Annotated in this window: 8 protein-coding genes and 1 tRNA gene; 5 read left to right on the top strand and 4 right to left on the bottom strand. The window is 73.8% G+C overall.

Annotated features, from left to right (window positions below):
• Positions 1–137: 137 nt before the first annotated feature.
• Positions 138–210, bottom strand: a tRNA-Arg gene (locus tag ACLWS4_RS24615).
• A gap of 240 nt (positions 211–450) precedes the next feature.
• Between ACLWS4_RS24615 and ACLWS4_RS24610 the strand changes: the two genes are divergently transcribed.
• Positions 451–1,989: a glycosyltransferase family 39 protein gene (locus tag ACLWS4_RS24610; RefSeq protein ID WP_079271838.1), complete on the top strand. Its 1,539-nt coding sequence runs from the start codon at positions 451–453 to the stop codon at positions 1,987–1,989.
• Between the two features lie 121 nt (positions 1,990–2,110).
• Here the strand turns inward: ACLWS4_RS24610 and ACLWS4_RS24605 are convergent, their stop codons facing one another.
• Complete coding sequence (locus ACLWS4_RS24605; protein WP_416875235.1) at positions 2,111–4,603, bottom strand: hypothetical protein; 2,493 nt, start codon at positions 4,601–4,603, stop codon at positions 2,111–2,113.
• A 298-nt stretch (positions 4,604–4,901) separates the two neighbouring features.
• Here ACLWS4_RS24605 and ACLWS4_RS24600 point away from each other — a divergent pair, with 298 nt between their 5' ends.
• The 3 genes from ACLWS4_RS24600 to ACLWS4_RS24590 all read left to right on the top strand — a co-directional run bounded on the left by ACLWS4_RS24600 (position 4,902) and on the right by ACLWS4_RS24590 (position 7,342).
• The gene (locus ACLWS4_RS24600) at positions 4,902–5,642 is read left to right on the top strand and encodes a GOLPH3/VPS74 family protein (RefSeq protein ID WP_049656970.1); all 741 of its coding nucleotides are present in this window, start codon (positions 4,902–4,904) and stop codon (positions 5,640–5,642) included.
• Positions 5,643–6,266: 624 nt separating this feature from the next.
• Entirely contained in the window at positions 6,267–7,130 is an 864-nt protein-coding gene (locus tag ACLWS4_RS24595; RefSeq protein ID WP_049656226.1) for a helix-turn-helix domain-containing protein, read from the top strand.
• On the top strand, positions 7,127–7,342 hold the full coding sequence (locus ACLWS4_RS24590; RefSeq protein ID WP_049656225.1) for a DUF397 domain-containing protein: 216 nt from the start codon (positions 7,127–7,129) through the stop codon (positions 7,340–7,342). Before ACLWS4_RS24595 ends, ACLWS4_RS24590 begins: the two co-directional genes overlap by 4 nt.
• A 184-nt stretch (positions 7,343–7,526) precedes the next feature.
• Here ACLWS4_RS24590 and ACLWS4_RS24585 read toward each other — a convergent pair whose 3' ends face one another.
• Together ACLWS4_RS24585 and ACLWS4_RS24580 are read right to left on the bottom strand one after the other, a co-directional pair.
• Positions 7,527–8,642 carry an ADP-ribosylglycohydrolase family protein gene (locus ACLWS4_RS24585; RefSeq protein ID WP_049656224.1) on the bottom strand — a complete coding sequence of 372 codons (1,116 nt, stop codon included), beginning with the start codon at positions 8,640–8,642 and terminating at the stop codon, positions 7,527–7,529.
• A 212-nt stretch (positions 8,643–8,854) separates the two neighbouring features.
• On the bottom strand, positions 8,855–11,443 hold the full coding sequence (locus ACLWS4_RS24580; RefSeq protein ID WP_416875234.1) for a bifunctional FO biosynthesis protein CofGH: 2,589 nt from the start codon (positions 11,441–11,443) through the stop codon (positions 8,855–8,857).
• Positions 11,444–11,625: 182 nt separating this feature from the next.
• Here ACLWS4_RS24580 and ACLWS4_RS24575 point away from each other — a divergent pair, with 182 nt between their 5' ends.
• Positions 11,626–12,885 (top strand): LolA family protein, encoded by a 1,260-nt coding sequence (locus ACLWS4_RS24575; RefSeq protein WP_380740068.1) that lies wholly within the window; start codon positions 11,626–11,628, stop codon positions 12,883–12,885.
• Position 12,886 lies beyond the last annotated feature (1 nt).

Raw genomic sequence — 12,886 nt, 5'->3', positions numbered from 1 at the left:
CGGCCCGGAGAACGGACGGGACGACCGCACCGGACCGTGCGGCGAACCGGCGGAACCGACCGGCCCGGCCGGCCCGGAAAGCGGCACAGGCCCCCCGCCCGACATGGGCGGAGGGCCTGTGACCTGCGTGTTCGTTGTGCCCCAGGCAGGATTCGAACCTGCGACACCGGCTTTAGGAGAGCCGTGCTCTATCCCCTGAGCTACTGAGGCGGGGCCCGCGTGCTGCCGGGCCGTTCACAGCGTACCGGATCGGGGCTGGGGCTCGGGGTGCGTCCTGTGGATCTTGTCGGATCGGGCCGCGGCGGCGCGGACCGGGCGGGATCCGCGGGAGGCGCCGCACCGCGGCGGAGGGGGTGCGGGTGGCCGACGGCGTGTCAGGGCGGGTCAAGTAGCCTGCCGGGCAGGGCGGGATCCGCCCCGGCGCGTCGCGTGAAGGAGACGAAGGACTCGATGAGACCTGCTGTGCGCCCGGTGGGCCGGCTGTTGGGGCAGGTGTGGGTGTGGCCCGCGCTGGTCATGCTGGCGGTGGGCGGGTACCGGCTGGGAACGCCGGACCTGTGGCGGGACGAGATGGCGACCTGGACGGTCTCCACCCGCTCGCTGGGCGACCTGCTGCGACTGCTCCAGCACGTGGACGCCAGCAACGGCGCGTACTACCTGCTGATGCACGGCTGGACGGCGGTGTTCGGCGACTCGACGCTCTCCCTGCGAATACCCTCCGTGCTGGCGATGGCCGGGGCGGCGGCGCTGGTGGCGCTCACCGCCCGACGGCTGTTCGGCAGCAAGGTGGCGGCGGTCGGCGCCGGGCTGCTGCTCGCGGTGCCCCCGGAGATCTCCCGGTACGCCCAGGAGGCGCGCTCCTACGCGCTGGTGACCTGCGCGATCGCGGCGGCCTCGTACTTCCTGCTGCGGGCCCTGGAGCGGCCGACCTGGCGGCGCTGGGCGCCGTACTGCGTGGCCATGGCGCTGGCCGGCGCCGGGCACCTCGTCTCCTTCAGCACGGTCGCCGGGCAGCTGGGGCTCCTGGCGCTGCACCTGTGGCGCACCCGTCCGGCAGCGGACCGGCGGCTGCTGTGGCAGTACCCGCTGGCGGTCGCCGTGGCGGCGCTGCCGGTGCTGCCGGTGGTGCTCCTGGGCAGCCGGCAGTCGGACCGGCAGCTGGGCTGGATACCGACCCCCTCCCTGCGCGGCCTCGCCTACTTCGGCGAGCGCCTCTTCGGCTCGGACCTCGTCTTCTACGCCTTCGTCCCGCTGGCGCTGCTGGCACTGGCACTGCCCGGCCGGCGGATCCAGGCCTGGCAGGCGCTCCTGCTCGCGGAGCTGCCGGTGGTGGGCGTCTGGCTGGTGTCCCGGTTGACCGACACCTCGTACTTCCTCGGGCGGTACCTGCTGTTCACGGTGCCCGCCTGGGCGGTGCTGGCCGGCGGCGGCGCCGGGGCGGTGTACGGCGCGGTGGCGGCCCTGGCCCGACGGCGCGGCCGGGCGCCCCGGGGGGCCGTCGCGGTGGCCGGGCTGCTGACGGTCGGGCTGCTCGCGGCGCCGGCCGTGGTCGCGCTGCCGAAGCAGCCCGAGATCCGGTACGCGGACTCGCACAACGGCTCGGAGGAGCCGTTCAAGGCGGCGGCCCGGGAGATAGCGGCCGGCTACCGCACCGGGGACGGGATGGCGGCCCCGCTGGGCGACCAGGCCTGGGCGATGGCCTGGCCGGGCGTCAGCTACTACCTGCCCCGGGACGTCGTCCCCTTCCCGGTCTTCGTCGCGCAGAGCGCCGACGACGCCGAGGACCTCTCCCCGACGCCCTGCCCGCAGCCGGCGGACTGCCTGGGCGGGGTGTCCCGGATATGGCTGCTGGTCCTCGGCGACACCGAGGACCCGCTGGGCGCGATGCCGACCGACCAGGCGCAGGTGCTCCGCACCCAGTACGGCGACCCGGACCGGGTGACGCCGCTCGGCGGCCTCACGCTCGCGCTGCTCGACCGGGACGTGTAGGGGGCGAAGAAGAGAAGGGAGAAGGGGAGCCGGCGCGGACCGGCTCCCCTTCTCCCTTTCCCCGTTCGGCGCCTCAGCGCCTCAATGCCTCAGCGCCTCAACGCTTCAGCCGCTCGGCGCCTCACAGCGTGCGCAGCAACCGGGACTGGATGGACGGCGGGTTCAGGTCGGACTGGAGGGCCACCGGGACCTCCGCCTTGTCCTCGCCCGCGCCCACCCGCAGCGTGCCGACCTCCGTGCCGGCCAGCGCGCGGTGGCCGATCTTCGAGGTGTCCAGGGTGACCGTGCCGGAGATGCCGGGGAAGCCCGCCACCACCAGGTCCTTGGTCGCGACGACCGCGACCTTGCCGCCGATCCCGTCGTCCACCGAGCCGACGACGTCGCCCTTCTTCACCACGGTCTGGCCGGTCACGCCGTTCTGCGCGGCCTGGATCTGCTTGCCGCTGACCTTCAGCACGGTCGGCAGGATGCCGTCGCCCGGGTTGGGCGAGGTGGCCTGCTGGCCCAGCGTGACGCCGAGGATCAGCCGCTGCACGCCGCCGATCTCCTTGTAGGCGGCCCACATCAGGCAGCCGCCGGCCGGGGTGCTGGAGCCGGTCTTGACGCCGATGACGCCGGTCTTCGGGTTGATCAGGTTGTTGGTGTTGGAGATCTTCACGTTGTTGAAGTTGGTCTCCGGGGTGGAGACGATCTGCCGGAAGATCTCGTCCTGCATGACCTGCTCGGCCAGCTTCAGCTGGTCCTTGGCGGTGGACTTGGTGTCCGCGCTGAAACCCGCCGGGTCGGCGTAGATGGTGTTGGTCATGCCGAACTTGGTCGCGGTGTCGTTCATCAGCTTGACGAACGCGTCCTCGGAGCCGGAGTGGAAGCGGGCGAGCAGCCGGGCCACGTTGTTGGCCGAGGGCAGCATCAGCAGTTCCAGCGCCTGGTACTCGGTGATGACCTGGCCCTCGGTGAGCGTCACCCGGGACTCGTCGACGTTGCCGGACTCCTGCGCGGCCTGCTTGTCGACGGTGATCTTCGGACCGCTCTCCCCCTTCTTCAGGGGGAACTTCTGGAGGATCAGGTAGGCGTTCATCACCTTGGTGACGCTGGCGATCGAGGACGGCGTCTCCTGGCCCGAGCTGCCGAGGCTGCCGACGCCGACCACCTCGGCGGCGGACTGGCCCTTGGCCGGCCAGGCGAGGTCGAGCACGTCGCCGGAGAAGCTGTAGCTGCCCGCGGCGGTCATCTTCAGCTTGGGGTCCGGCAGCGGGCGCAGCAGCTGGGCCACCGCGAGCGCGCCGAGCACCACGGCGAGGAAGACCGTCCAGATGGTCACCCGCTTGAGGGCGCGCCGCAGCGGCGAGACCGGGCGGGCGTTGAGGGAGGCCAGGACCTCCATCGCCTCGGCGGTGTTCTCCGGCGACGGCAGCGGCTCCGGGGCGGGCAGCGGCTCGGGCTTGGGCAGCGGCGGGACCGGCGGCACCGGCCGCGGGTCGGGCTCCGGCAGCGGCTTCGGCGCCGGTACGGGGGCGGGCTCGGGGGTCGGCTTCGGCAGCGGCGCCGGACCGGGGGTCGGCTCGGGCTCGGGAAGCGGCTTGGGCTCGGGCTTGGGCTCGGGCTTCGGCTCCGGCACGGTGCCGGTCCCGGGGACGGCGGCGGCCGCGGAGGCGCGCAGCGGCGCGGGCTTCTCCAACTTCTCGGCCTGACCCGGCCGCTGGCCCGACTGGCCGGGCTGGCCGGGCTGAGCGGGCTGAGCGGGCTGAGCGGGCTTGGTCAGCGCGAGGGTCACGGAGCCGATAGCGGGAGCGCCGTCGTCGTCACCGGTGTCGCCGGTCTCCTCCGGGGTCTCCTCGGCCTTCCCTGCCTTCTCGGTCTTCGCGGCCTTCTCGGCCGTCTCGGCCTTCTCGACCGGCTCCGCCGTGGCGGCTTCGTCGGCCTTGTCGGCCGCTTCGTCGGCCGCTTCGTCGGCCGCTTCGTCGAGCTTCTCCGCCGCCTTCTCCACCGGTGCGGCGGCAGGCTCGGAGCCGCCCTCGGAGCCGGTCTCCCCCGACGGCTCGGCCGTCTTCTCCCCGGCCTTCCCCGCCACCGCGGCACCTGTCCGCATGGCGAGACGCGGGTCGGCGGCGACCGGACGCCCGGCGGGCTCCGTCACCTCCGCGGTGTCCGACGAGGACTCCTTCTCCTCGCCCCCACCTTCGGAACTCCCCTTGCCGGCAGCCTTCACCAGCTCCTCGGGCAGCCGCAGCGCGGTGGTCCGGTTGTCCACCGGCAGCCGCAGCATCGTCGTCCGGCTGTCCACATCCCGGACGCGGAGCTGCACGGTCGAGCCGCCCTTGGGCGCCGTCGCCGGGGCGTCGTCGGACGCCTCCGGGGCGGCCTCGGCGGAGGTCTCCGCGGGGCTCTCCGAGGCGGTGCCGGAGTCGGCGGCCGAGGAGGCGTCGGAGGCGGCGTCGGAGGAGGTCTCCGCGGTCGCCCCGGTCTCAGCCGCGGCTGACGCCCGGTCGGCCGCCGCACCGGAGCCGCCCCCGGCCGGCCCGGCGGCGCCGGCCGCCGCACCGGTCCGTTCGGGTTCGCGGTCCCGCTGCCGCTCGTCGCCGTCCCTCAGCACCCTGTCGGGGGACTCGCCCACGTATCCCAGCCTCCTCAACGCCCGGCGGGGCACCGGCGAACCCGATTTCGGGAAGCCGACGCCCCGCCCCGTGTACCTGTACAGTCTCCGCCACCGGCGGCCGTTCCGGCCGCGCACACCCCGCCCGACCGGCGCTTATTGTCGTCGCCCGGCCGCGCCGCGGTCTGTTCACCGCTCAGACGCAGGGCCCGCCGCCGCCGGTTCCGCGCCTTCACCGCAAGGTCACGATTCGGAGGCGTACTCGACAAGCCCGTGTGAGAGGCGTCACCCTGTCTCTCATCCACGCGGGGAGGCTTGGATGGGCAAGAGCCGCAGAACTGTTCCCGAGGAACTCTTGCTGCTCGCTTTGGACCCGACCACGGGTACCACGGCGCAGCCGCAGACCCTCGACCTCGGACTTGCCGGGGCCCAGCTCGTCGAGCTGTCCCTGGCCGGACGGATCGTACCGGAGGGAGACCGGATCGCCGTCGTGCTCGCACGGCCGACCGGCGACCCGACCCTCGACCATGCACTGGAACTGCTGCGCCGACGCGGCAGTCCGGTCCGCGCGGCGCACTGGATCGGCGGGCCCCGGCTGGGGCTGCGGCAGACGTATCTGGCGCACCTGGAGCGCTGCGGCATGGTCACGGCCGTACCGGGCCAGGTGTGCGGCGTGCTGCCGACGACCCGGTACCAGGCGTCCGACGACTGCACCAACGCCGCGATCAAGCAGCGGCTGGACACCGCGATCCGCACCGGCGTCCCGCCGGATCCGCGGACGGCGGCGCTCGCGGCGCTGGCCCACTCGGTCGGGCTGGGCAAGCACCTGTACCCGGGCAACGAGGGCCGGTCCTCGCGGTCGCGGCTGCGCGACCTGATCCGGTACGACCCGCTGGGCGGGATGGTCGCGCACGCCGTGATGGACGTGCAGAACGGCCTACCGGCTCAGCAGAACCGTTCTTCCCAGGGTTCCGGGGCCGCTTCCGGCCGTCCTGGCGCCCGTACGGCGGGCCGGGGTTCGGGCGGGCGGGTCCCCGCCTCCCGGGTCGGCGTGCGCTGATCACAGCGGCGTGCACTGATCTCGGCGGAGCGCACTGACCGCGGCGGTCCGCGCGGCCCGGCGGGCAGCCATCACGGCGCCCGACACCACCGGCCGCACGCCCGCCGGCGCCGGTCGCGCGTCCGACGCCAACGGCCGCGCACCCGGCGGCGCACGCCGCCCCGCTCGCACCGCCCGAGGGCGCCGAGCGACCCGACGCACGACCGGTACCACCGGCGCCAGGAGCACGACGCGCACCGGCCGCACCGGACGCACCACCGGCACCACCAGCACCGAGGGGCGGTCGCCCCGCGACGCGAGTCGCCCGGCGACCGCCCCTTCGCCGTCCCCGGACGCCCGGCAACCGCCCGCCCCCCGCACGCGCCGGGGCAGGTGCGGGCCGGTCCGGGAACGGCCTCCGCAGTACCTGTCCGAGTCGTCCGAGCCGCATTACCACCTGGGGGCTTTCGCTGTCTCGCGGAAGTGCTTTTCCGATGATCTGTTCTACCGCGCTGCTGTGATTCCCCGGCGCCGACCTGGCCCAAGGTGACATGCTGCTCCAAGTCAGGGGGGTTGGTCCCAATGTCCGAAGTGTTCCGAGGACTGCCGTTCCAACGAGCACCAGAGGTCCGGCCGGAGGTCGAAGTGTCCGCCAACGTCAATCCCACCGTGCGCCGTCGGCGCCTCGGTTCGGAGCTGCGCAAACTCCGTGAGGGCCTCGGCATGACGGCGGAGGAGGTCGCCGGCCGGCTGATGGTCTCCCAGTCGAAGATCAGCCGGCTGGAGAACGGCCGGCGCAGCATCAGCCAGCGCGACGTGCGCGACCTCTGCGACGTCTACAAGGTGCCCGACGACCAGTTGCGCGCCAGCCTGATGGAGATGGCCAAGGAGTCCCGCCAGCGCGGCTGGTGGCACGACTTCAACGACATGCCGACCCCGTACAGCGTCTACATCGGGCTGGAGGCGGAGGCCTCCTCGATCCGCGCGTACGAGTCCTCCTTCGTCCCCGGCCTGCTGCAGACCGAGCACTACGCCCAGGCCGTGGTCGAGGGCACCCAGCCGGACACCGACGCGGTCGCCGTGCAGCGCCGGGTGCAGGTCCGGATGAAGCGCCAGGAGCGCGTCCACGGCGAGAACCAGCTGGGCAGCCTGTGGACCGTCATAGACGAGGCGGTGCTGCGCCGCGAGGTCGGCAGCAAGGCGGTGATGGCCCAGCAGCTGCGGCAGATGCTGGAACTCAGCCAGCGCCCGAACATCACCATCCAGGTGATCCCGTTCTCGCACGGCGCCCATCCCGGAATGACCGGGACATTCTCGCTGCTGGAGTTCCCCGAGTCAGCCGATTCCACAGTTGTCTACTTCGAAGGTGTGACGAGCGATCTCTACCTGGAGAAGGAGGCGGACGTGCGCCGCTATACCGGTCTGTACGACTACCTGAGAGCGGCCGCACTCGGTGTCTCGGAGAGCCGGTCGCTGATAGCCGACATCGAGAAGGAATTCCACGAATGATCACCCCGTCCGAGTACGGAACCCCTTGGCACAAGAGCAGTCACAGCGGGGGCCAAGGCGCCTGTGTGGAGATCGCCGTCCCCGGCGCGGGGGAGGTGGCCGTCCGGGACTCCAAGGACCCCCGGGGGCCCCAACTGCGCTTCTCGACCGAGGCGTGGAACACCTTCGCCTCGGCGGCGGCGGGCGGCGCCTTCGGCGAGCTCCCGGGCTGACCCCCCTCCGGTTCCGCACTCGGACCAGTTGCCCGTAGCGGTGTCCGTCGCCCGTCGGCGGCCGGCGCTACGGGCAACTCCCGTTCCGGGGGCCGCCCCGGCCCGGCGCCGGTCCCGAGGGCCGGTCCTGTGGGCCGGTCCTGAGAGCCGGTCCCGGTGCAACTCCGGCACGCAAGGCCCCGGTTCAGCCCGCCACCGGGTAGCGGGTGGTCCAGTTGGCGCCCTCCGGGGTCCGCCGGTCGTGCAGTTCGGTGCCGTGCACCAGCTCCATCACGAAGTCGTCGGCGAGTTCGAGGATCGCCCCGCGCCCTTCGAGCCCGGCCAGCAGGCCCGGCGGCAACGCGGTGTCCCCGTGCAGCGCCCCGAGCAGGTTGCCGCAGATCGCGCCGGTGGAGTCGCTGTCCCCGGAGTGGTTGACGGCGAGCAGCAGGCCCGAGCGGACGTCGTGCGCGACGAGGGCGCAGTAGACCCCGATCGCCAGCGCCTCCTCGGCGACCCAGCCCTCCCCCAGCGCCTCGACCCGCTCGGCGGACGGCTCGCCGGCCCGCACCGCGTCCAGGGCGGCCCGCAGCGCCGCGGTGGTCTCCTCGTGCGCCGACCGCTCGGAGAGCAGGGCGAGCGCGAGGTGGACGCCCTCCTCCAGGGTGCCGCCGCGGGCGACGGACTGGACGATCACCGCGAGCGCGCCCGCCGCTAGGTAGCCGGTGGGGTGGCCGTGGGTGAGCACCGAGCACTCCACCGCGAGCTGGAACACCAGGCCCGGCTCCCAGGTGGTGAGCAGTCCGAAGGGCGCCGCCCGCACCACCGTGCCGCAGCCCTTGGAGTGCGGGTTCTTGGGGGCCTCCAGGGTGCCGAGCCGCTCGGCGTGGGCCCCGCTGAGGCCGGACAGGCAGCCCTGGCCGGGGGCGCGCTGGGCGTACAGCCACTCCTCGCGGCCGAGCCAGCCGAGGTCGGGGCGGCGCTCGTCCGGGCCCCAGTCGCGCTGGGTGGCGGCCCAGCGCAGGTAGGCCAGGTGCAGGTCGGTGGGCGGGTGCCAGCTGCCGGTGTCCCGTCGGATGTGGGCGCGTATCAGTCCGTCGACGGTGAAGAGGCTGAGCTGGGTGTCGTCGGTGACGGCGCCGGTGCGCCCGTACGCGGGGACGTAGCCGGTGACGCCCTGCGGACCGTGCTGGGCCCGGATCTTCTCCAGCGACTCGAACTCGACGCCGGCTCCGAGCGCGTCGCCGATGGCACCGCCGAGCAGACAGCCCCGCACCCGGCTGCGGTAGTCCTGCTGCTGGGCGCGTGACCACAGTGGCATCACGACGGGGCGCCTTTCCTCGGGCGTGTGGGGGTCCGCGCGACGCTCGGCCGGGCGCGCGCCCTCGCACTGTATTCGAAGAGCCGGTCGGACCGGCCCCGTCCCCCGGACTTCGGCGCACCCGTCCCCGGGAGTTCACCGCCCCGTCCCGGCCGCCGCCCGTACGGCGGCCGGGACGGCGACCGGGGCGGCGGCCGGGACCGTCGCGGGTCTCAGTCCAGCACCGGCAGCAGCTCCGGCAGGTGCCCGTCCGAGGCCAGCGCCGCGGCCCGCCGTTCGGCCGGCACCTCGCCGTAGGTGGTGGTGCGCTGGCGGTGCGGGCGGCCCGCCGCCTCGGCGATCGCCTGGAGGTCGCGCACCGACTTGTAGCTCCCGTACGCCGAGCCGGCCATCCGCGAGATGGTCTCCTCCATCAGCGTGCCGCCGAGGTCGTTGGCGCCCGAGCGGAGCATCTCGGCCGCGCCCTCGGCGCCCAGCTTGACCCAGCTGGTCTGGATGTTGGGAATGTGCGGGTGCAGCAGCAGCCGGGCCATCGCGACCACCGCGCGGTTGTCCCGGGCGCTCGGGCCGGGCCGGGCGATGCCGGCCAGGTAGACCGGGGCGTTGGTGTGGATGAACGGCAGGGTCACGAACTCGGTGAAGCCGCCCGTCCGCTGCTGGATCTCCGCGAGCAGCCGCAGGTGGCCCAGCCAGTGCTCCGGGGTGTCCACGTGCCCGTACATCATCGTGGACGAGGAGCGGATGCCCAGCTCGTGCGCGGTGGTGACCACCTCGGCCCAGGTGGCGGCCGGCAGCTTGCCCTTGGTGAGCACCCAGCGGACCTCGTCGTCGAGGATCTCGGCGGCGGTGCCCGGGATGGTGTCCAGGCCCGACTCCTTGGCGCGCTGCAGCCAGTCCCGGATCGACAGCCCGGTGCGGGTCGCGCCGTTGACCACCTCCATCGGCGAGAAGGCGTGCACGTGGATGCCGGGCACCCGCTCCTTCACCGCGCGGGCGATGTCGAAGTAGGCGGTGCCGGGCAGGTCCGGGTGGATGCCGCCCTGCATGCAGACCTCGGTGGCGCCCACCTCCCAGGCCTGCGCGGCCCGGTCGGCGACCTGCTCCAGGGAGAGGGTGTAGGCGTCCGCGTCGGTGCGCCGCTGGGCGAAGGCGCAGAAGCGGCAGCCGGTGTAGCAGACGTTGGTGAAGTTGATGTTCCTGGTGACGCAGTAGGTGACGTCGTCCCCGACGGCGTCCCGGCGGACGTCGTCGGCGATCCGGCAGAGCGCGTCCAGGGCCGGGCCGTCCGCGTGGAACAGGGCCAGCGCCTGGTCGTCGGTCAGCCGCGCCGGGTCGTCCGCGGCCACCGCCAGGGCCTCCCGGAGGTCCCCGGCGAGGCGCTCGGGCGCGCCCTTGGCGAGCACCTGCTCGCGCAGCACCTCCCAGTCGCCGTACACGTCCTCGAAGTCGGCCCGGCGGTCGCCGGTGCGGCCCTCGGTGTCGACGGCGGTGTGCAGGTCGGTGCGCCCGTACGACTCCGGCAGGTCCTCGGGCTCCTGCCAGGGCAGGCCGCGGACGACGGCGTCCGGGTTCGCCAGGCCGGTGGCCGGGTCGGCCAGGGCGCGCACGTGCGGCAGCACCCGCGGGTCCAGCCAGGGCTCGCCGCGCAGCACGTACTCGGGGTAGACGGCGAGGCGCTCGCGCAGCTCGAAGCCGGCCGCCGCCGAGCGCTCGGCGAGGCGCTCGATCTGCGGCCAGGGGCGCTCGGGGTTGACGTGGTCGGGGGTGAGCGGGGAGACCCCGCCCCAGTCGTCGACGCCGGCCGCGATCAGCCGCTCGTACTCGCCGTCCACCAGGTTCGGCGGGGCCTGGAGGCAGGCGGCCGGGCCCATCAGGTGCCGGGCGACGGCCACCGTGGCCACCAGCTCGTCCAGTTCGGCGTCCGGCATGCCGCGCATCGCGGTGTCCGGCTTGGCGCGGAAGTTCTGCAGGATCAGCTCCTGGACGCCGTGGTAGGCGCGGGAGACCCTGCGCAGCGCGAACAGCGACTCGGCGCGCTCCTGGTGCGTCTCGCCGATGCCGATCAGCAGGCCGCTGGTGAACGGGACGGAGCTGCGCCCGGCGTCCTCCAGCACCCGCAGCCGGACGGCCGGCTCCTTGTCCGGGGAGCCGAAGTGCGGGCCGCCGGGCTCGCTCCACAGCCGGGTGGCGGTGGTCTCCAGCATCATGCCCATCGAGGCGGAGACCGGCTTGAGCCGCTGGAAGTCCGTCCAGCCCAGCACCCCGGGGTTGAGGTGCGGCAGCAGGCCGGTCTCCTCCAGGATGCGGATCGACATGGCGCGCACGTAGGCGATGGTGTCGTCGTAGCCGTGCGCGTCCAGCCACTCGCGGGCCTCGGGCCAGCGGTCCTCGGGCTTGTCGCCGAGCGTGATCAGGGCTTCCTTGCAGCCGAGTTCGGCGCCGCGGCGGGCCACCTCCAGCACCTCGTCCGGGGACATGAACATCCCGTGCCCGTCCCGGCGCAGCTTCCCGGGGACGGTGGCGAAGGTGCAGTAGTGGCACTTGTCGCGGCAGAGCCGGGTGAGCGGGATGAAGACGCTCTTGGAATAGGTGATGACGCCGGGGCGGCCGGCCGCTTCGAGTCCGGCGTCGCGGACCCTCGCGGCGCTCGCGCAGAGGTCCAGCAGGTCCTCGCCTCTGGCCTGCAGCAGCACGGCGGCCTCGGTCACGTCGAGGGCGACGCCGTCCCGGGCGCGGCGCAGGGCGCGGCGCATCGCGTTCGCGGTCGGCGGGGTGCTGGAGTCCGTGGCGGTTCCGTCCATGGCGCGACCCTACGCCAGGGGTGGTACCGCGGGTGGATGCAACCCTGAGGCGGCATCAGGGTCGGCGTACCCACGAAGGTCAACCCGATCTGGCCCCACAGGGCGATGACGGCGGCGGCGCGGCGGCCTCTAATGGAAGGGCAAGGCCAACCACACGTGTTCGCGGAGGAGTTGAGGACGCCATGACCAATGAGAAGGCGGCGGGGGACGATCTGGACGCCGGTACGCCGTACCGCTCCCGACGGCGCGTACTGATGCGCGCCGGGGTGCCGGTGGCGGTGGTCGCCGCGATCGCCGCGGGGGTGGGACTGGTCCCGGCACTGGCCGCCGACAGCGCGCCCGACCTGCCGGCGGTGAGCGCGGAGCAGCTGGTCGCCAAGGTGCTCGGCTCCGAGACCCAGGCGCTGTCCGGGTCGGTCGCCATCTCGACCGACCTCGGCGTGCCCGGCCAGCTGCTGAGCGGCGCCGCCGGCCTCGGCGGGGCGGTCGGCGGGCACGGCGGTGACGGCGGGGGCTCCACCGCGGACCCGCAGTCCAAGCTGCTCGGCCTGCTCGGTGGGGACCAGACGCTGCGGATCGCGGTGGACGGCCCGGACCGCCAACGGGTGGACGTGCTGGAGAAGATGGCCGGCTACTCCATGGTCCGCAACGGCGACCAGGCCTGGGCCTGGGACAGCTCGTCCAACTCCGCGGTGCACATGACCGGTCGGGCCGCCGGCCAGGAGCACGCCAAGACGCCGCTGTCCGAGCTGCCGACCACCCCGCAGGAGGCCGCCAAGCAGTTCCTGGCCGCGAGCGCCGGCACCACCTCGGTGACCGTCGCCGGGACGGCCAAGGTGGCCGGGCAGAACGCCTACCAGCTGAGCGTGAAGCCCACCCAGTCCGGTTCGACCCTCGCCGAGGTGCGGATCGCGGTGGCCGCCGACAACGGGGTGCCGCTGTCGGTGGCGGTGAAGTCCATCGACGGCAGCACCGTGCTGAACGTCCGCTTCACCCAGGTGTCCTTCGCCCGGCCGGACGCCAAGACCTTCGACTTCACCGCCCCCAAGGGCGCCAAGGTGACGGAGCAGAAGGCGCAGGACGCGGCCAAGGGCGCGCCGGGCGACGCCCGGGAGCACGTGGGCACCGGGGCGCCCGAGGGCCTCGACGTGATCGGCGAGGGCTGGACGACGGTCCTCGCCACCCGGCTGCCCGCCGCGGTGGACGGGGCCGCGGACGGCGCGCCGAAGGGCGACGCCAAGGGCGGCAAGCACGGCGGCCACGGGGCGGGGGCCGGTCAGTCGCTGAACCCGCAGTCGATGGTGAAGTCGCTCGGCAAGCCGGTCGCCGGCGGCACCCTGGTGAGCACCAAGGTGCTCAACGTCCTGCTCACCGACGACGGCCGGGTCCTGGCCGGCGCGGTGACCCTGCCGGTCCTCCAGCACGCCGCCGGGGTGAACTGAC

The organism is Kitasatospora sp. SC0581 (assembly GCF_048159585.1).
Classification (GTDB): domain Bacteria; phylum Actinomycetota; class Actinomycetes; order Streptomycetales; family Streptomycetaceae; genus Kitasatospora.
The sequence above is the reverse complement of the archived record's forward strand: the minus strand, read 5'-3'. Positions and strand labels throughout refer to the sequence as shown.